The organism is Rhizobium sp. NLR8a, assembly GCF_019685235.1.
Taxonomy (GTDB): Bacteria; Pseudomonadota; Alphaproteobacteria; order Rhizobiales; family Rhizobiaceae; genus Rhizobium.
This window is the reverse complement of sequence record NZ_JABDWI010000006.1, coordinates 321,000-338,303: the sequence shown is the minus strand read 5'-3', so window position 1 is coordinate 338,303 and position 17,304 is coordinate 321,000. Positions and strand designations below refer to the sequence as shown.

General features: G+C 57.4%; 25 protein-coding genes and 1 tRNA gene. 20 read left to right on the top strand and 6 right to left on the bottom strand.

Annotated elements, in window-relative coordinates:
* Positions 1-44 precede the first annotated feature (44 nt).
* Entirely contained in the window at positions 45-671 is a 627-nt protein-coding gene (locus HJC04_RS13960; RefSeq protein ID WP_221146485.1) for a hypothetical protein, read from the bottom strand.
* Positions 672-794: 123 nt separating this feature from the next.
* Between HJC04_RS13960 and HJC04_RS13955 the strand changes: the two genes are divergently transcribed.
* The 9 genes from HJC04_RS13955 to HJC04_RS13915 all read left to right on the top strand — a co-directional run bounded on the left by HJC04_RS13955 (position 795) and on the right by HJC04_RS13915 (position 6,076).
* A complete protein-coding gene (locus HJC04_RS13955) occupies positions 795-1,001 on the top strand; it encodes a hypothetical protein (protein WP_221146484.1) in 207 nt (68 codons plus the stop codon).
* Between the two features lie 134 nt (positions 1,002-1,135).
* Positions 1,136-1,669, top strand: coding sequence for a hypothetical protein (locus tag HJC04_RS13950; protein WP_221146483.1), 534 nt, complete (start codon positions 1,136-1,138; stop codon positions 1,667-1,669).
* Complete coding sequence (locus tag HJC04_RS13945; RefSeq protein ID WP_221146482.1) at positions 1,666-3,066, top strand: phage/plasmid primase, P4 family; 1,401 nt, start codon at positions 1,666-1,668, stop codon at positions 3,064-3,066. The genes HJC04_RS13950 and HJC04_RS13945 overlap by 4 nt, the downstream gene beginning before the upstream one ends.
* A gap of 82 nt (positions 3,067-3,148) precedes the next feature.
* Positions 3,149-4,027 carry a hypothetical protein gene (locus HJC04_RS13940; protein ID WP_221146481.1) on the top strand — a complete coding sequence of 293 codons (879 nt, stop codon included), beginning with the start codon at positions 3,149-3,151 and terminating at the stop codon, positions 4,025-4,027.
* A gap of 7 nt (positions 4,028-4,034) precedes the next feature.
* Positions 4,035-4,262 (top strand): hypothetical protein, encoded by a 228-nt coding sequence (locus HJC04_RS13935; protein WP_259668865.1) that lies wholly within the window; start codon positions 4,035-4,037, stop codon positions 4,260-4,262.
* 35 nt (positions 4,263-4,297) lie between these two features.
* Entirely contained in the window at positions 4,298-4,747 is a 450-nt protein-coding gene (locus HJC04_RS13930; protein WP_221146480.1) for a hypothetical protein, read from the top strand.
* Positions 4,744-5,151 (top strand): transposase, encoded by a 408-nt coding sequence (locus HJC04_RS13925; protein WP_221146479.1) that lies wholly within the window; start codon positions 4,744-4,746, stop codon positions 5,149-5,151. The genes HJC04_RS13930 and HJC04_RS13925 overlap by 4 nt, the downstream gene beginning before the upstream one ends.
* Positions 5,151-5,354, top strand: a complete 204-nt coding sequence (locus HJC04_RS13920; RefSeq protein WP_259668864.1) for a hypothetical protein — start codon at positions 5,151-5,153, stop codon at positions 5,352-5,354. The genes HJC04_RS13925 and HJC04_RS13920 overlap by 1 nt, the downstream gene beginning before the upstream one ends.
* Before the next feature lie 98 nt (positions 5,355-5,452).
* A complete protein-coding gene (locus HJC04_RS13915) occupies positions 5,453-6,076 on the top strand; it encodes an SAM-dependent methyltransferase (protein ID WP_221146503.1) in 624 nt (207 codons plus the stop codon).
* A gap of 30 nt (positions 6,077-6,106) precedes the next feature.
* Here HJC04_RS13915 and HJC04_RS13910 read toward each other — a convergent pair whose 3' ends face one another.
* Both HJC04_RS13910 and HJC04_RS32105 read right to left on the bottom strand, forming a co-directional pair.
* A complete protein-coding gene (locus HJC04_RS13910; RefSeq protein WP_221146477.1) occupies positions 6,107-6,424 on the bottom strand; it encodes a hypothetical protein in 318 nt (105 codons plus the stop codon).
* Positions 6,425-6,610: 186 nt separating this feature from the next.
* The gene (locus HJC04_RS32105; RefSeq protein WP_221146476.1) at positions 6,611-6,880 is read right to left on the bottom strand and encodes a hypothetical protein; all 270 of its coding nucleotides are present in this window, start codon (positions 6,878-6,880) and stop codon (positions 6,611-6,613) included.
* A 383-nt stretch (positions 6,881-7,263) separates the two neighbouring features.
* Between HJC04_RS32105 and HJC04_RS13900 the strand changes: the two genes are divergently transcribed.
* The 4 genes from HJC04_RS13900 (at position 7,264) to HJC04_RS13885 (ending at position 9,264) form a co-directional block, all read left to right on the top strand.
* Complete coding sequence (locus HJC04_RS13900; protein WP_221146475.1) at positions 7,264-7,746, top strand: hypothetical protein; 483 nt, start codon at positions 7,264-7,266, stop codon at positions 7,744-7,746.
* 212 nt (positions 7,747-7,958) lie between these two features.
* Positions 7,959-8,255 carry a hypothetical protein gene (locus HJC04_RS13895; protein ID WP_221146474.1) on the top strand — a complete coding sequence of 99 codons (297 nt, stop codon included), beginning with the start codon at positions 7,959-7,961 and terminating at the stop codon, positions 8,253-8,255.
* Positions 8,256-8,270: 15 nt separating this feature from the next.
* The gene (locus tag HJC04_RS13890) at positions 8,271-8,561 is read left to right on the top strand and encodes a CopG family transcriptional regulator (protein WP_221146473.1); all 291 of its coding nucleotides are present in this window, start codon (positions 8,271-8,273) and stop codon (positions 8,559-8,561) included.
* Between the two features lie 103 nt (positions 8,562-8,664).
* Positions 8,665-9,264, top strand: a complete 600-nt coding sequence (locus HJC04_RS13885) for a hypothetical protein (RefSeq protein ID WP_221146472.1) — start codon at positions 8,665-8,667, stop codon at positions 9,262-9,264.
* 297 nt (positions 9,265-9,561) lie between these two features.
* On the opposite strand, the gene ligD is transcribed toward HJC04_RS13885, so the two are convergent.
* Positions 9,562-10,614, bottom strand: coding sequence for a non-homologous end-joining DNA ligase (ligD, locus tag HJC04_RS13880; protein WP_221146471.1), 1,053 nt, complete (start codon positions 10,612-10,614; stop codon positions 9,562-9,564).
* 104 nt (positions 10,615-10,718) lie between these two features.
* Here ligD and HJC04_RS13875 point away from each other — a divergent pair, with 104 nt between their 5' ends.
* From HJC04_RS13875 to HJC04_RS13850, 6 genes are all read left to right on the top strand, one after another.
* Positions 10,719-10,952 (top strand): hypothetical protein, encoded by a 234-nt coding sequence (locus tag HJC04_RS13875; protein WP_221146470.1) that lies wholly within the window; start codon positions 10,719-10,721, stop codon positions 10,950-10,952.
* A gap of 95 nt (positions 10,953-11,047) precedes the next feature.
* Positions 11,048-11,326, top strand: a complete 279-nt coding sequence (locus tag HJC04_RS13870; protein WP_221146469.1) for a hypothetical protein — start codon at positions 11,048-11,050, stop codon at positions 11,324-11,326.
* Positions 11,327-11,794: 468 nt separating this feature from the next.
* Complete coding sequence (locus HJC04_RS13865) at positions 11,795-11,983, top strand: hypothetical protein (protein ID WP_221146468.1); 189 nt, start codon at positions 11,795-11,797, stop codon at positions 11,981-11,983.
* Positions 11,980-12,354, top strand: a complete 375-nt coding sequence (locus tag HJC04_RS13860) for a thermonuclease family protein (protein WP_221146467.1) — start codon at positions 11,980-11,982, stop codon at positions 12,352-12,354. The genes HJC04_RS13865 and HJC04_RS13860 overlap by 4 nt, the downstream gene beginning before the upstream one ends.
* A 708-nt stretch (positions 12,355-13,062) precedes the next feature.
* The gene (locus tag HJC04_RS13855; protein WP_221146466.1) at positions 13,063-13,713 is read left to right on the top strand and encodes a hypothetical protein; all 651 of its coding nucleotides are present in this window, start codon (positions 13,063-13,065) and stop codon (positions 13,711-13,713) included.
* Between the two features lie 236 nt (positions 13,714-13,949).
* Complete coding sequence (locus HJC04_RS13850; RefSeq protein ID WP_221146465.1) at positions 13,950-14,267, top strand: succinoglycan biosynthesis protein exoi; 318 nt, start codon at positions 13,950-13,952, stop codon at positions 14,265-14,267.
* Between the two features lie 808 nt (positions 14,268-15,075).
* On the opposite strand, the gene HJC04_RS13845 is transcribed toward HJC04_RS13850, so the two are convergent.
* Both HJC04_RS13845 and mnmA read right to left on the bottom strand, forming a co-directional pair.
* Positions 15,076-15,152, bottom strand: a tRNA-Met gene (locus HJC04_RS13845).
* A 136-nt stretch (positions 15,153-15,288) separates the two neighbouring features.
* Entirely contained in the window at positions 15,289-16,488 is a 1,200-nt protein-coding gene (mnmA, locus tag HJC04_RS13840) for a tRNA 2-thiouridine(34) synthase MnmA (RefSeq protein ID WP_221146502.1), read from the bottom strand.
* Positions 16,489-16,977: 489 nt separating this feature from the next.
* On the opposite strand from mnmA, the gene HJC04_RS13835 reads away from it, so the two are divergent.
* Positions 16,978-17,241: a hypothetical protein gene (locus HJC04_RS13835; protein ID WP_210629949.1), complete on the top strand. Its 264-nt coding sequence runs from the start codon at positions 16,978-16,980 to the stop codon at positions 17,239-17,241.
* The last annotated feature ends 63 nt before the right edge of the window (positions 17,242-17,304 follow it).

The following is a 17,304-nucleotide window of genomic DNA, read 5'->3' as shown; positions in this document are numbered from 1 at the left end:
GACTATGGTCCATTTGCCTGGGCGGCGTTCCCGAATATGACCCCTCATTGCTCATCTCCTTGCTGAAGAGTACCGACTATGAACTTAGAAAGCGCCTCGTCACTCTGAAAGGCCTCGGAATCGCTAAGCAATTTCTGCCGGCGAATGTTGTTAGGCCTCTCAAGAAATTCGATCCCAGCTACAAACTCATTTGCTCGGTGTGCACCATAATCAGCCGGGTCTTTCATGAACTTGCCAAAGTCGGCGCCCGGCGACGCCGCTTGCATCCGAGCGGCTTGCTCTTCGAGTCGATCGGGAACACGCACTTCGCCCCAAGATCCAAAATAGTGGATTGCAATGTTAAGCGCGGCTTTGAGGGCGCTGCCGGTGAAGGCGTCTTTGTGCCAATGCCGGCCGGTCCTCATTTCAAGGTCCGTGGCGATCTTGGCGACCACGTAAGCGAGCGCACGGACATGTCCGGCGCCTAATGCACGCTTCCAGCGTTCTGGATGGTCAAAGCTGTCACGCAGTCGACGTTCAACGATTTGTGACAGCGACTTCCCTGTCTCCTTGCTTTCCTTTTCGAGTGCGGCCCGCAACTCAGGCGTTATCCGCGTCGAAAAGGCTGCCGATTTGCCCGAAAACTCGCCCTTTGGCTTGCGGCCGGCGCCCGGTTCCCGTTTCCCCGTCATCGTAAGCGTCCTTATTTGTCTTAACAAATGCATGACAAATGCATGACAAATGTATTGCGATCTGTTGGCACGCGCAAGGACAAATAGTAGAACCACTGGTATTGGAAGACACAGGAGGCACCAATGACTCTGGAAGATGTCCTTAGACGTCCGACTGTTCCCATCCCCGATGCAGGCCGTGTGTTCTACGGACTCAGCCGCAACGGCAGTTACGAGGCGGCTAAGCGTGGCGACATTCCAACAGTTCAAATCGGACGTAAGAAAATGGCGGTGGTTGCGCCGATCGCAGAACAGCTCGGACTTCACCATAATTTTGGCGAAGCGGATTGAGCCCCGCCGCGCGTGGCGCAACAAGGGCTCGATCAGACGGTAGCTAGAAAGTTCTCTTGGACGAGTTCGAAATTCTAGGCTGACCTTTGCCCCGCGTCAATTTGCCGGCGGTTTCCATAACCCGGAGATCGCAGATGACGAATTTCGCAGTATGCCATCGCGAGATGCCGGTTCTCGGCGGGCTTTTGCAGCGGCATATCAAATGGCTGCGCACTTGTGGCGTGCCGATGCCCGCTATAGTCCAGCCCGAACTGGTCCGCCTTGCCCATGGCTATAGGGCGGCTGATGGTCGGTTCGACCCCGATCCCAGCGGCCCCGACTGGTTCGCTTTTTCCGAGGATGAGGACGTAATCTTCTGGCGGCCCAAAACCGGCCAGCTGGCGACGTGGAATGGCCGGAGCTTCGCGTTGGGCGAGGCCGTGATCGATGACGCGAGTGGCTACGCGCTCGGTGGCCGCCTGCATGTCTTCGCTGATCCACTCGATTGGCTACGCGCCTGCCGTAAGGGCATCGTCGTGCTCGATTGGGCTCGTGCCTTCGATGAGCTTCGCCACTGTCCGCGTGTTGCGGTCGCCGAAAGCCTGCTGCCGACCTACAGGAGTCGGATGCGACCGGCGCGGATGCCGCAGGTGTCTATCCTGCGCAAGTGTAAGGGGGCGGCGCTATGACCGACGAACCAAAGTTCGGAGCTATCAGACTTAATGTGTATCAGCAGGCACACAGAATGGAGGAGCCCGCTCCGCCGGCCTATTCCGAAGAGGCCCTGGCGCTTGAATTTGCAGACCGGAACAATTTTCACTTCCGATTTGTGGCTGCTTGGAACCAGTGGATGGAATGGGACGGTAAGGTCTGGCGAGCGGACAAGACGCTCAGCGTTTACGACCAGTGCCGCCGACTGTGCCGAGAATTCGCCTCAGATTGCGATGGTAAGGAGGAAGTGCGGCGGCGGCTCGCCAGTGCCAAAACCGTAGCGGCCGTCGCCTCACTAGTCCGGGCAGACCGGCGGATTGCCGCAGCGTTAGATCAATGGGATCGAGACGATTGGATCATCAATACGCCAGGCGGCGTTGTTGACCTGACAACCGGCAGGCTCCGCATTGCTTCGCCAGGCGATTATTTGACTAAAATTTCGACGGTAGCGCCGGCTGGTGATTGCCCGCTCTGGCGCGCCTTCCTCGCCCGCGTCACGGCTGGCGACGAGGAACTGCAAGCCTTTCTCCAGCGGGTGGCGGGATATTGCCTGACCGGCATCACCCGCGAGCACGCGCTGTTCTTCCTGTTCGGCCACGGCGGCAACGGCAAGAGCGTCTTCATTGATACGCTGATGAATGTTGTCGGTGATTACGGCCGGTCCGCGCCAATCGAAACGTTTGTCGCGTCTAGTGGTGACCGTCATCCCACCGAGCTTGCCGGCCTGCGCGGCGCACGGCTGGTGACGGCTGTGGAGACGGAAGAAGGACGCCATTGGGCGGAATCGAAGATCAAGGCGCTAACCGGCGGCGACCGTATCGCCGCGCGCTTCATGCGGCAGGACTTTTTCGAATACAAGCCGCAGTTCAAGCTCGTGATCGCCGGCAACCACAAGCCCAGTTTGCGCTCCGTTGACGAGGCGATCCGCCGCCGCTTCAACCTGATCCCCTTCACAGTGACGATCCCGCCCGAGGAGCGGGACGAAACCCTGACGGAAAAGCTCCGGGAGGAATGGCCGGGGATTCTCGCCTGGGCCATCGAAGGTTGCCTCGAATGGCAGCGCATCGGCCTGTCGCCCCCAAGAGCGGTGACGGAAGCCACCGCGCATTATCTGGACGCTGAGGACGCGCTTAGTGCATGGATCGAGGATTGCTGTCAGCGCGATCCCCAAGCGTTCGAGGGCACCATCCCGCTCTATGCGTCCTGGAAAAACTGGGCAGAGCGATCGGGCGAAACCGCTGGCTCACAGAAACGCTTCAAGCAGGCCCTCGAAGCGCGTGGATTCAAGTCCGACAGGATTAACAAAATGAGGGGTATTCACGGACTTAGCCTTTCCGAGCCGGGACGGGAAGGACGCTATGGAGAGTTCGACTAATCGCCTCGGTGCCACGTGTGCCATGACTTCCTATTTCGGGCGTCATACGCGCGCGGCGCGCAAACACTGGAAATGCAAACTCATGGCAAACGTGGCACGCGAATCCGGCGAGGAGGCGTTGCGGCAGTTTCGAGGTTTCAACGAAAGGGAGAAAGCAATGAGCAAGAAAACCTGGCGTGATGAGATCAAGGTTCATCCGGCCGCCGATCTCTTTCCGATGATGAGCGAGTCGGAACTCCGCGAGTTGGGTGAGGATATCAAGCGGAACGGTCTGCGGTCTCGCATTGTCCTAATGCCTGATAACGAAGACTATGTTCTTCTCGATGGACGAAACCGTATCGCCGCAATGGAAATGGCGGGACTCGATGTCTCGAAAGAGTTGTCTGAAGATCCATTTTCAACAGAGACGGTGCCGCAGACGACTGATCCATATTCTTATGTGATCTCAGCCAACATTCACCGCCGCCACCTTACCCAAGAGCAAAAGCGCAATCTCGTCGCCAAGCTGCTCAAGGCCACACCCGAGAAGTCAAACCGTCAGATCGCGGCGACAATCGGGGTCGATCACAAGACGGTCGGCGCGGTACGGCAGGAACGAGAGGCACGTGGGGAAATTCCCCACGTCGTCACGATCACCGATACCAACGGCCGTGAGCAGCCGAGGAAGGTGAAGTTCGTCGTATCGACCGAGAACATCACGGTGCGGCGCATGCAGCAACCGCAAAACCCACCACTTCAGCTCACCGGCACCCCTGTCAGCCCCATCAACCGCTGTGTGATGCGTCACCGCGAATTTGTCTTTGAACTCGCCCGCGCCGTCCCGGCTGAAACCTGGACAGGGCTAGTCAGCGCATTGCAGGGTGACTTAGCGGATATTGCAGCAGTCTTAGAACGCCAACGCAAGGAGCAAGGAATTGAAGCCGATGCCGCTGCGGCAGTGCCGGACCCGGAAGCCTTTTGAGGGCGGGATGGGTGAAATGGGTGCCTCCTCCAAAGAACGCCAGCGCCGCTACCGAGCACGGAGAAAGGCCGGCCGCCGTGTCGTCGTTCTTGAAGTCGATGCGGTTGAACTTGCCGTCGTATTGGAGAGCTTGCACTTTCTTAATCCGATGGAAGAGGACAATGACGCAGCAGTCCAGCGGGCGCTCGTTAACATGATCCGGGCACTCAGTCGCGGCTTAACAGGTGACGCGTGACGCCAAGCTAGTTCGAGATTTGCTACCATCGACACATGGTTGAAACGACAACATGCGAGACGATAAGCGATGGCTCGTTGCACGAAGCCGGGCACTGCGTGGCCGCCCTCAGCTACGGGATCGGCGTCCGCCGTGTCTGCATTGACGCTGGCGAGGCGGTTATCGAGCCTTGTGGAATTTATCTTGAGCAGGGGCGCTATCACGGAGCCGTCGCCCTCGGATACGCGGTCGTCGCTCTAGCCGGCCGAGCTGCGGCGCCTACAACCAGCTTGTCGAAATCGGACGAACTTCTATTGGATCAAGCGATTTTCTTGGGGTCGTGGGCTCACCCCCCCGACGAGATGTGTCGCGCGTTTTCTGCTCTCGCCAATAGCTTCGTGCTCGATCACCGTAAGGAGATCGAAACCCTTGCCACGATCCTTGATCGACGCCGAAGCATGTCGGGCGCCGAAGTCGAGGAAATCATCAGGAGCATCGGGCAATGATAGAGAAGGAAGAGGAGCAGGAACTCGCCCTTATCGCGGCGCGCGCCGAGGAGATCAGAACCGGCCTCGACACCAACTTCACGGAAGATCAGCTCCAACGGCCGTTGAGTAGGCGCATGGTTCACGCACTCGTCGCCGCCACGACCGCCGCTACAGGCACGAAGCTGAAGGCACTCGCTGCCCGCGTTGAGCAACTCGAAGCCGGTGGCGTCCGCTACGCCGGCGTCTGGCAGCGGGCCATACGCTACGGGAAAGGCTCGGTCGTCACCAACGGCGGCAGCATGTGGGTGGCTCTCCGAGACACAGCCGAAGGCGAGCAGCCTGGGAAGGCGCTCGACGCATGGCAGCTCTCGGCCAAGGCGGCTCGGCCGGTCGTACGCGCGAAGGCGACAGGGGAGCAATGATGATGACGTTCGCCGACATCGAACAGGTCGATCCCGTCCTTACTGAAGACGGTCGCTCGGTTTGCTTTTACGGTCATACACCGGATGAGGATCAGACCTTCATCTGGTCGATCAGATTGCCGATGGTGATCGAGGAAGACGCCTTCGAGGAGCTGCTGGCGGAGTGGCGCGAATTAGGCTGGCAGCATTGGATGCAGACATGAGTATTGAACTTGCTCCCCAACGACGATTCACGCTGGGCGAACATTGTGATATCCCAAACGAACAAAACTAGAACGGCGATTCGTTCGAAAGGACCGTGATGCAGAATACGTCACATGCTGTCATGGCACAAAGAACTGAGGCGACCGACAGCCCCGACGATTTCCCAACTCCACCGTGGGCGACGCGCGGCCTAATTGAACATATCCTAGAAGATAAGACTTCCCTGCGTGATCTTACGTGCCTTGAGCCCGCCTGCGGTGCCGGCCATATGGCAAAAGTGCTTGGTGAATACTTCGGTACCGTCCACGCGACCGATGCTTACCATTATGGGTACGGATCAGTCCGTGATTTTCTGGCTTATCCTTATGAAGCGAATGGTTTTGACTGGGTCATCACAAACCCTCCATTTCGGCTGGCGGAGGATTTTGTACTCCGCGCATTACTGGTAGCGAGGAAAGGGGTTGCAATTTTAGCACGTACAGTGTTTCTCGAAAGTTCGGGCAGATATCAGTCTATCTTTCGTGATGCTCCGCCAAGCAAATTCGCCCAATTTGTTGAGCGCGTTCCGATGGTTAAGGGTCGACTCGATCGGAAAGCCACTACGGCGACCGGTTATGCTTGGCTGGTATGGGAAAAAGGTGCCACCTGCGCACCCCGCCTCATGTGGATACCGCCTTGCCGAAAAGTTCTTGAACGCCGTCACGACTACGATGCGCCTTAAACGACACTCATACGGTCTCGTGGGTGGTTGTCAGCTCTTCACGCCCTTGAGAGCCTGTTCGATGTTCTTGGCTGCTGTCTCCAACGCCAACTTGGCCTCTTCAAGTGCAGTGATGGCCATATAAGCGGCTTGTCCTGATGAGTACGGTCCTGGCGGTGGCAACTGATCGGCGGACGCAATTCGCGCAGTGGGGTGAAGATGCCCATCGTTTACCTCGGCGATGCGGCCCTGGTTTACGCCAAACCACGCGGCTATATCATGGTGCCGATCGCCACGCCGGATCATGCCCTTAACCAAAGATGCATCCTGTAGTGAAAGGACCCGACCACTTTTTGCCGCTCTTGCCATTCTTGCAATCCCCCCGTGAAAATCTCACGGTAATTGCGAATTAGAGGTTCTACAAGTGGTCAATACTTCATTGCGTTGGGTCGGATTCTGCAATCATGCGTGATAAGCTTAGGTGAACAGATCTCCTCGATCGCCGGGGGGCAGCTTAGGCCGGTGATGACAGCCGCCAGAAGACCCGCGCGCCTTTCACGGCCGGATTTTTTTCTCGCCGCCAAAACATAGAGGACGGGTTTTTTCCCGCCTATGGATGAGATGGACCCGAGAGCCACCCGTGGACGACCTCCGCACATCCCCAGCGTAACCGACCGGCGCCTCGTCCAGATGCTTGCCGCCGAGGGCATTCCGCAACGCGAAATCTGCCGCGCGTTGGAGATTGATCCGAAAACATTGAGGCGACACTATCGGAGTGAGCTGGACATCGCCGCCGCGAAGCTCGAAGCCGCTCTTATCGGCCATCTTCTCCGCCTTGCCGGGGGTAAGGGCGCCGTGGCGTTGAGAGCGATCACTTTCTTGCTCCGGGCACGGTTCGGGTGGTCGGAATTTGCGCCACGACCGCGCGACTGAAGGCCGGCGCCGGACAACCTCATCTAGATCGTGAACCTATAAAAATGATGGCGCGACCGTTTCTGATCGCATGCAGGCGGATTCAAAACACTGTCGCGCCACCGGACAGGAATGCGTCATCAAGCTGCGTTAACGATACATTAAAAATGCAATTTGACGTAGAGCCGAATTCTGCGATGTTTGTTCCGGGCAACTGAGGGGTTGCCCGGATCTGGAGTTCGATCGCTCGGCGCACCGAAGCAGTGGACTCGCGAAAGAGGTTGGGGCGGATCTTCATGAAAGTACCTGTATTGCTCGCGCTGGCTGCCGGCGCTCTGTCATCGTGTGCGGCGTCGAGCTCAATGCGCACAGCTCAGAACGAAATCATCATCAAGACACGGGCGGCGCCGATCTGCGGCGATACCGGCGCTATGAAGGTTGCCGCGAAGCAGGCTGCGATCGAGACAATCAAGGCGGGCTATGACCGCTATATCATCGTGGGCCAGGCGGGCGCAGATACAACTCGTGTTGTTCAGATGCCCGGTTCTTACACGACGACCGGAACGGCAACGGTCTATGGCAACACGGGGTACTACAGCGGCAATACGGTCTACAATCCCGGCCCAACGTTCGTGACTGGCGGGCATAATCAGGATCTTGCCGTCCGCATGTTTAAGGACGGGGAGCCCGGAAGCCAGAACTCACTTTCTGCAAGAGATACACTCGGGCCAAAATGGGCGCTGATTGTCCGAGACGGCATCAACACATGCGCAGGATAGCAGCGGAGTAGGATTTGCGCACTTTTGCTATTTGGTTGTTCTACATTTGCCTCGACTTGGCAATTGCGTCTTGTGCCACCTTGCTGAACGATAAGCAGCCGTCTCTGCCGTTCTTCGCCACTCTTGCCGTTTTGTGGCTCTTGCCACTCGCAATTGGCGTCCTATGGCTCTTAAAATTCTGGCTGGCGTATTGGCTCTTCTGGAGAACGAGGATGACCCGCTTCTACAAGGCCGAGATGTACAAATTCAAATTCCCGACCAGCCGCGGACACTACGATTGGAACGAGTACCTTGATTTCGTGACGACGGATTCGGCCAGTGATCAAAAGACCGTGATGAAAGCCGGGTTTTTCTCCGGCGAAATCGAGGGCTTCAGAACGACACGCCCATACACGATGTTCCTCGCTGCTCAGTCCTGCCTCGAACACGCAATGAATGAATACCAGGCGCCTCCATCGAAGAGCGGACTTTTCAAAGGTGCAAACAACACGAGCAGTGACGTTTTCTAGGAGTTCTGGCGTATTGTGACCAAGCCCGACACTGCCACTCTGCTAGAAGATGCCGCCAACCGGATCGAGGATATCTCCCCTCGCGATTTGCAGATCATGCTGCGCCGCGCCGCCCTGCTCGTGCGGAACGCCGGCTCGATCACTCTCGACGACCATACCGAAGAGGCTCTGCGGAATGTGTCGAGCGAGTTGGTGCTGACGCGCGACGACGCTATCAGGTATATCGTCCGGGAGTGGATGGAGAAGAACACCTATCTGCCGGTTCATGAGCTCGACGAAGATGGCGATGTTGATGGGAATGGTTGACGGGCGTTGTGATTGACAGACTCCGCCCACTCTCATTACGAAGCGCCCCGCCCCTTTGATTGAGTTTTTCAGGCATAGTTCGGGGCAAAGGCTGGGGACGTAAATGTTTAAAAATTTCGCCGGAGTACAGCTTTTTCCAGGCTTGCAGGATCAGAAATTTATCAAAAGATACAACAGCCATATCAGCGGCCCGCCTCTGGACATGGTAATTTTGTGTGTATTGATCCTGTTTTCGTTTGTAGTCTCCCCACGTGCACTGGAGATTGCCAGTATGGGGCTGAGATGGGTCCTTACTTTTCTCCCAAAATACTACTTCGAGCTGCCGTGGCTTGCGGAGAATCACCCGTCGCAAGTCTCCCTGTACACGTGCCTTTCATTTTTCTTGATTATATATACGACATTCAAGACGTTGTTCTTCTCTCTGTACATTATTATGATTCCGATGAGCCGCGAAATTTTCGTTAACCACCGCACATCGGTAGTAAAGACAATTGCAATCTACTTATTGGTTTTCTTTTTCCTAATTTTTCTTTTTCCATTGCCGATCTACGGTGCAGGCGCTTCGACAACACTTGTTGGAAATGCGTATTTTCTAACGTTTTTCAATATACTTTTTCTATGGATGCTGAGCGGTGGGATATCGGCGAACGTGTTGCTGGCCAAAAGAATTAAAAGGCCGAACAGAATTGATGGGGAAGCTTGATTGAGTGGAGATCAAATTGCGCTGTGGGTAGTGCTCGTCATTTTTGTGGGGGCCAGTTGCGCCTACAGTTGGTATTGGTACATCAGGTCGGTCATCTTTTACCTTAAAAATGGCTTCGATTTCAGCGTGGACTTCGGCCCTAGTATGTTCTGGTCCGAGTTCCATGACGAGCTCGATCGAGCCAAGCCGAGAGAAAAGTTTCTGATCGGGTGGCCCGTTGTTGTGGTTGTGAGTTCTGCGCTGCTCTTGGCTCTTCTCAGGCTTTAGTGTCGGATGCGGATCGTAACAGTTGCCGCACTACTCCAGCTCATAGATCTCCGCTTTGTCCTGCTCCTCCCTCAACCCCTTATATGAAGGGTGCCGCAGCTTCCCGTCATGCGTCCAATTTCGATATTCGATCTCGGCGACGAGTTTCGGCTTGATCCAGATCACATTCTTGCGCTGGCCGGTATACCTCACCGCGGGCGCTGCCGCCTTAAGCTTATCCATCGAAGCCCGAAGCTCCATTGCCTGGCTTGCCTTGAAGCCAGTCCCGACCGATCCGACATAGACCAGCTGGCCTTCCTTTCGCGCCGCAAGCAGCAGGGCGTGGATATTCCCGAATGCCGAGCTTGACCTCTGATAACCGACGATCGCAAAGCCGCCGCTCTGGATGCATTTGATCTTCAGCCACTCGCCGCCTCGGCCGCTGCGATAGGTGCTGCTCCGGTCTTTGGCGATGATGCCCTCAAGCCCATGCTCGCAGGCAATGCGCAGAAGCGTTTCGCCATCGGCCTCGATCTCCTCGGATAAACGGATCGCCTCTTCACCGCCGGCCGGCACTATCCCCTCGAGGAGATGGCGCCGCGCGGTGAACTCGGTCTCGGTGAGGTCATGACCATCGAGATAGAGGAGGTCGAAGACCATCAAGACCGATTCCCACGATGCCCGCTTTCCGCCGCGGCCGCCGAGAGACTGCTGAAGCTTGCCGAAGTCAGACCGCCCGAGCTCGTCGAACACGACGGCCTCGCCGTCCAATATCGCTGTCGAGACAGGAAGACGTTTCGCCTGGGCCACGATGGCAGGGAAGCGGTCGGTCCAGTCGTGGCCGCCGCGTGTAAGGATCCTGACGCCCTTCGGTTCGATATGAACGGCTAGGCGGTACCCGTCCCATTTCACCTCGAACGCCCATTGCCGGCCTTTCGGCGGCCGCGGCTTCAGCAGCGCAAGGCACGGATCGATGCGCGCCGGCATCGGGTCGAGGGTGAGTTGATGCTGGGCGGGATCGCGCCGCCGGCGCGGCCGGCCTCGCAGCGGGGCGTCGGCTTTGCCGAGCAGCGGCTGGGGAGGCTTGCGAGGCGGCTTTGTCATGCCGCCAGTTCAGCAGCCACACCTTAAAAAGCAATTGGCCTAGATTGATTAGACTGCCGGATGGAAGCGCTTGACCTTTGCACTCGCCGCCCCATGATCGAGAGATGAGCTATATTTCAGGTCCCACCCTACCCGAAGGCGATCCAGACCGGTTTGTAAAATGCCAATATGAACTTCAGTTCGTGTTCAGCGAAATGGTGGACGCTGCCGTTGCGGCCGGCTGGAAGCCGGAAGAGGTCCTCACGGCAATCATAGAACTCGCCGACAACCACGCGCTGATGCTGGCGGAGAACGCCGAACTCGATCAGATCATCGCGGCTTTGAAAAGCGGTCCTTGACTCGCTCTACGCCGAGAACATATTAGGAACATCGGCTCGGGCGGAGCATTAAACAACAATGCGGCAGAAAGGACCTCGAAAGGGGATTATGACGCATGGCCGAAACGATCGGCGAGGCAATGGACGCAGGATGGGATGTCAGCGCCAGATGCGCATGGGGAAAACGGGAGGGGCTGAAGAGCGTGCGTGAATGCCAATGGAAGCACCGGCTGGATCTGGTCACCCTCGTGGCAACTCGCGGGCGCGACTTTCCCTTGGCCATGCTCTCGCAGCGGATGCGCTGCCCGGTCTGCGGCAGCCGGCGCGTGGCTATCGCCTATCTGCCGAAGAGCGCGCCGAGGGCGCAAACCATGGAAAGGGGACCGCGATGGTAGGCGCCCAGCGGTTTCAGGAGATCAAGGACTGGTCGCCCGGATATATCAATGTCGCCCCGGACCATGTGACCATCATGGCCGAGTGCCAGGCATGCGGAGAGCAGAGGGAATTCGATCGGAAGGCCTTGCCGCGGGGCATGCAGCAACATCTGATCAGCGAGATCGAGCCGCATCTGAGATGCGCCACATGCGGCGCGAAGGCGGGAAAATTGAGGTTTGGCTATTATGTTGGGGGAAACTGATGCGCTGGCAGCCGGACCGGAAGGAAGACACGACACCGCAGCTGAACAAATGCAGCTGCGGGGGCAGCGCGAAGGTAGTCTACGACGCCCCGGCGCGGATCGTTTGCGCGAAATGCGGTTCGGAAGCTGTGGCGAAGACAATGCCGTTTTTCCGGAATCCTGACAGGCAACGTGAGCACGAGGCCTGGCGGGCGGCAGCCAAATGGAACGATGGGATCATTCCGCAATGAGCATTGAAGGGCATTCGACGGCGCCGGGAGCGAACGTCATCGCCGAGCACTATTGCTGTGTAGCCGGCTGCGCGAAGTGGGGAAGCTTCGGCTTTTCCCAATCGAAGATCGTTGAGACTCGTTGGTGGTGCTTCGAGCATTACCCCTATTGGGACGAGATCAAGAGCCGGAGCAATTCGAAATGATTGCTGGGCTGATCCTATGCGCTTCGCTGACGGCCGTCGACGGCGACACCGTCAAATGCGACGGGCAGAACATGCGACTGCTGGGGGAAGGTGTTCCGTTCGTCTCCGGAATCGACACGCCGGAGATGGGGAGCCACGCGAAGTGCATAAAGGAACGGAAGCTGGCGTTGATCGCCAAGGGAAGGCTGAAAGAGCTCCTGGCTGAAAAAGGTTTGCGGGTGATGTTCAGCGGCGCGGTGGACAGGACGCCATCGCACCGGCCGCTCGTAAACATCTACAGAGCGAACGGTGAAGAAATCGGTAAAAAGCTGCTGCAGGAAGGCTTCGCTCGGTCGTGGAGCCCGGGCCAGCGAAACGACTGGTGCGAGTAACGGGAGTTGATCTCATGGCCGAAATGGATTCCGCCAGCTAGATTAGCAAGTTAGAGCTAATTGACCATCTTCAGAACCATGTCATCCTGTTCTACATTGTCGCGTCACCCCCCCGGCTGGCGGCAAGGGTAGCACAAGATGCCCCGCGAGAATGCGGGGCTTTTTGCCTGGCATGGTACTGGACCCGGACTTCAAACCAAGGCGCCCGATTGGCCCCGACTTTGGTCCGTCTTTTTCTCGGTAAGATTCGAGTTAGATTTTCTTTATCCTTGTCGAGAGGACGCCGGGGAGGTTCTAGTAATGTTGCTGTGTATCCAGTCAGAACCTCCCTGGCGAAGCAAATAACACCTTCATTGCCAAGCTGAGTTAAACTATGTCCAACGCGTAGTGGAGCTTGGTCAGTCCCTCTTTGTTGTCAAAACTCGCCCCGCTTCGCGGGGCTTTTTTGTCCGGCATCGTACCGGAACCACATTGGGACAACGAGGTTAACTCACCGGATCGCGGGAGAAAGCCAGTTAGTTCCTGTTCGCATAATGCTTTCCTCTTATGATCCACTGTTGGGTCGTGCGGAGTCAATTTACCGGTCCGCTCCCAAGCGACGCTCCGCACGGCCCCACTAGCGGAAATCGAAATCATAATTGCGCAGACATTAATGCGCCGTATAAGTGAAACCTTTAGACTTTCCCGTCATTTCATTCGCAGGTTTCCATGCGTGTTATTGCTGCAGCCGTTTTTTGTTTAATCCTGACCAAAGTTGCAACCGGTCACGGCGCGGAAGATAGTCGCTCTTCTCATCAGGCGTTCAATGGGGAGGATAAATCCTGCTACGCCGTCAACCGCGCGTACGAAAATACGCGTAATAGCGGGCGCTACAGCTATACCTTATCGGAGTTGCAAGAAGATGGTCATCTCAGGCTTGCCGAAGAAGAGCGAGTAATTGACAATGTCGTCTATTTCAGAATGGAAAATGGCGTCTGGGATGAAGACAGGCGGCCCATTCTTACCCCACTCGATGCAGATTCGGGACTGCCAGTCTTCACGTCTTGTAAAGATCTCGAAGACGCGCAAACCGAAGAGGGTCTTGCTTTTCACTATTCCGCACGCTGGCACCGCAACGAATCGAGCGCGGCGATAGAAATCTGGATATCGAAGACCTCCGGGAAATTCATCAAGACAATCAGGCGCTACGATCGGGGTGCAGGAGAGATGCCATTTCCAGTGGCTGTCGAAATTATGGACTATGACAGAGCCCACGCAATCAAACCGATACTCCCACCAGCCTGTTGGACCCTTGATCTTCAGACTCCCCCGGCAATCTGCATCGATCTCACCTCTCCGAGTCCAATCACGGTCCATTGACCCGCTTGAAGTTCCCCGGTTTCCGCCCAAAGCGTTGCGCCGCCCGACATTCAGGCGTTATTTTTCGCCGCCGACTCGAGGATAGCGTCGAGCCGGCGGGTGGTTTCCTTCGACGTCTCGCGGTGCTCTTCGCGAAGATCCTTGTCGCCCCAGAAGCTCCAGATAAGCCTTTTGGATAGATATTCGCGGTGCTCTAGCGCGGCTACAATCCTCGCGCGAAATGACGAGGATGGGTCATGCGTCAGGGGTATCGCGTTCCGCAGAAGAAATCGGTGCTGCTCACGGCGCCGGGTTTGGTGATCGGCGCAGTCGCATTTGGTGCGGCCGGCGGCTGGACCGCGAGCGACATGCTGGCCTCATTTACCGCTTCTGCCGGCGCCGGTCTATCGTGCAGGATCAAGGGCAACGTCTCCATCAACACAGGCGAGCGCATCTTCCACGTACCGGGGCAGCGACGCTACGCGGAGACGAAGATCAGCCCCCAGTATGGGGAAAGATGGTTCTGTACGGAAGCTGAAGCCTGGGCGGCCGGCTGGCGGAAATCAAAATCGTAATGAGCGGAGATGGCCTTAGTCCTGCAACAAGGCCCAGGTGTCCGAGGCAGCGAGACGACTGGTGTAGCTGAGATTTACCTGTCTCGCCTTCCACGCTCATACAGGCCTTCAATTGTAATTTCTCCCATCGCCATTTGAAGCCATGCCGTAAAAAAGCCGGTCCTGAATTTTGACTGGGACCCCAGTTCGACTAGGAGAACAATCGTCAGAAAAGCGAAAAGCACGACCGGCCAAAGGAACGAGACACCCGCGACCGTTGAAGGATCAATATCATTGATTTGGACATAAAGTATCGTTCCGCCAAACAGTACCGCACAGCAAGGCGCAAGGACTAACCAAGCCCAGACAAAGAAGCGAACTTCTTCATGTAAATTTTTCACCCGCTTTTGCTCCGTTAATGAGAGGCCGCGATAGTCAGTATCATAGCGGGGCTTTCCCTGAAACGGCCATGTGAACGTAGGACGCCAGAGACGACAATGTTTCCGTAAGGAGCAAATTCCCCGGCCCTTATCCACGAAACGCGCTGACGGCCCCATGAGAGGCAAGGCGGAGCATCAGCGCCGGGTGGACAGGTTCCACAGTTTCAGAGCAGATGGAGGCAGTCGCAGAGGTCACGACTGCAACGAGCATCGCCTTTAGGGTTGGCGATTTTGGCCATCTATGTCGCAGTTTATGTCGCATGGACACGCCGACACGAAAAAGGACACGTTGGAAAACAAAGGTATTTGTTGCGACATAAGTGCGACAAAGGCCCCGGAAGTCCGGAGCCAATTTCTCAGTAAACCGCTGCTTTTATTGAAGAATTTGATGGTAGCGGAGGAGGGATTTGAACCCCCGACACAAGGATTATGATTCCTCTGCTCTGACCTACTGAGCTACTCCGCCACTGGTCAAACGATACCTGCTCGCGAAGCGCTGCGGGCTCGTGGGATGAGCGGCTTATAAGGTGCGCTTCGGCTTTGTGTCAAGCGCAGGATGGAGAAAAACGCTGAGCTTTGCCGCCCATCGTTTCTGATGGGTTTCAGGCAGCGACGGGGCCGGCCAGCAAGGCCTTGAGCGAAGCTTCGGCCGAAGGTTCGCGTTCGGAGCGTTCGATGAAACCGCCGCCGAAGACACGGGCGTCGTCGCCGGGCGCCGAATAAAGCGCGCAGGCCTGGCCGGGCGCGATACCCGCCTCGCCGACGGTCAGATCGACATAGGTGCCGGTGGCATCGACATGCAGTACGGCAGGCGCCGGTGCCCGCGTCGAACGGACTTTGGCGTAGCAGGCAAAACCGCGGCCGGAAGCGGCCTCCGCGAGCGGAACGTCGCCCAGCCAATTGACATCGCGCAGATAGACGCGGTGCGTTTCCAGCGCTTCCTTCGGCCCGACGATGACGCGGCGTGAGCGGGCATCGAGATAGACGACATAAAGCGGTTCGCCCGTGGCGATGCCGATGCCGCGGCGCTGGCCGATGGTGAAGTGCAGGATGCCTTCATGGCTTCCCAATACGCGGCCGTCGAGATGGACGATCTCGCCGGCGAGCGCCGCATTCGGCTTCAGCTTGGTGATGATGTCGGAATATTTGCCCTGCGGCACGAAGCAGATGTCCTGGCTGTCGGCCTTCTTCGCGACAACGAGCCCCATCTCTTCGGCGAGCCTGCGGGTTTCGGCCTTCGGCAGGCCGCCCAGCGGAAAGCGCAGATAATCGATCTGTTCCTGCGTCGTGGCGAAGAGAAAATAGCTCTGGTCACGGTCGGCGTCGGCCGGCCGGAAAAGCGCGCGGCGGCCGGGCTTCTCATCCGAAGGGTTCGGTCGCGAGCGGATATAATGACCCGTCGCCAGCGCATCGGCGCCGAGCTCCTTGGCGGTCGCCAAGAGATCGGCAAACTTGACGGTCTGGTTGCAGGAAACACAAGGGATCGGTGTTTCGCCCGCCACGTAGCTTTCGGCGAAAGGATTGATCACCGTCTCGCGAAAACGCTTTTCATAATCGAGTACGTAATGCGGAATGCCCAGCGTTTCGCAGACGCGGCGGGCGTCGTCGATGTCCTGGCCGGCGCAGCAGGAGCCGGCGCGGTGAACAGCGGCGCCATGATCGTAAAGCTGCAGGGTGATGCCGAGCACGTCGTAACCCTGCTGTTTGAGAAGGCCGGCCACGACGGAGGAATCGACGCCGCCCGACATGGCGACGACGACGCGGGTCTCTTCCGGCTTCTTGTCAAAATCCAGTGTGTTCAACGGCGGTGCCAAATTCTGCGCGCTCATAACCCGCCCTTGCGCTGCAATTGCGGCGGATTGCTGATCTCAGGCGGGATCGGCCGCCTTTTTCGGTAGGTGACCGATATAGAAAGGATTGTATCGCGACGCAAGGGGCGGCGGCGGACAGCTCGCAATCGCGTGAGAAAGCAAGCGCGGCTGAAGCCACGCCTTGGAAGCGGGGGGTACTGCTCAGGCGCCGATCAGCTTGTTGCAGGCGAATGCGATGCCTGGATTGGCGATGACGACAGCCGCCAGCGCCAGTCCGATTATCGAGAATGAATTGTGTTTCATGTCATCCTCCTTCAGCCCATGCGAATTACGCAGCTCCCGGCCGCCATTCTCAAAATAACGAATGCCTGACCGGCACAACTGCAAACAGTGAAAAAAATAATTTCGCCCTATGGAACTATTCTGCCGGATACGCGTTGCCGAAGATCAATGTCGCAATCGAATGCTGCGGAGGGTTTCATGGCCAGGTTCGGCACGACGACGGATTACACCAGGATCAGAGACTGGATCGAAGCGCGCGGCGGCCATCCCGCCCGCATAAAGGACGCGCGTGACAGCGAAACCGTCCGCGTCGATTTCTCCTCCGAGCCACTGGAAGAGATTTCCTGGGACGAGTTCTTCCAGGGTTTCGACGGCAGCAGGCTCGCCTTCCTCCACCGTACGAAGGCGCAGGACGAAGCCGCCCGTCTCGGCAGGATCGTCCGGCGGCGTCGGCACCGTTGAAACCTGTTCCTGACGCAGCAAAGCCCGGTGCCGTTTCCTGCGCCGGGCTCTTGTTTTCCTTGG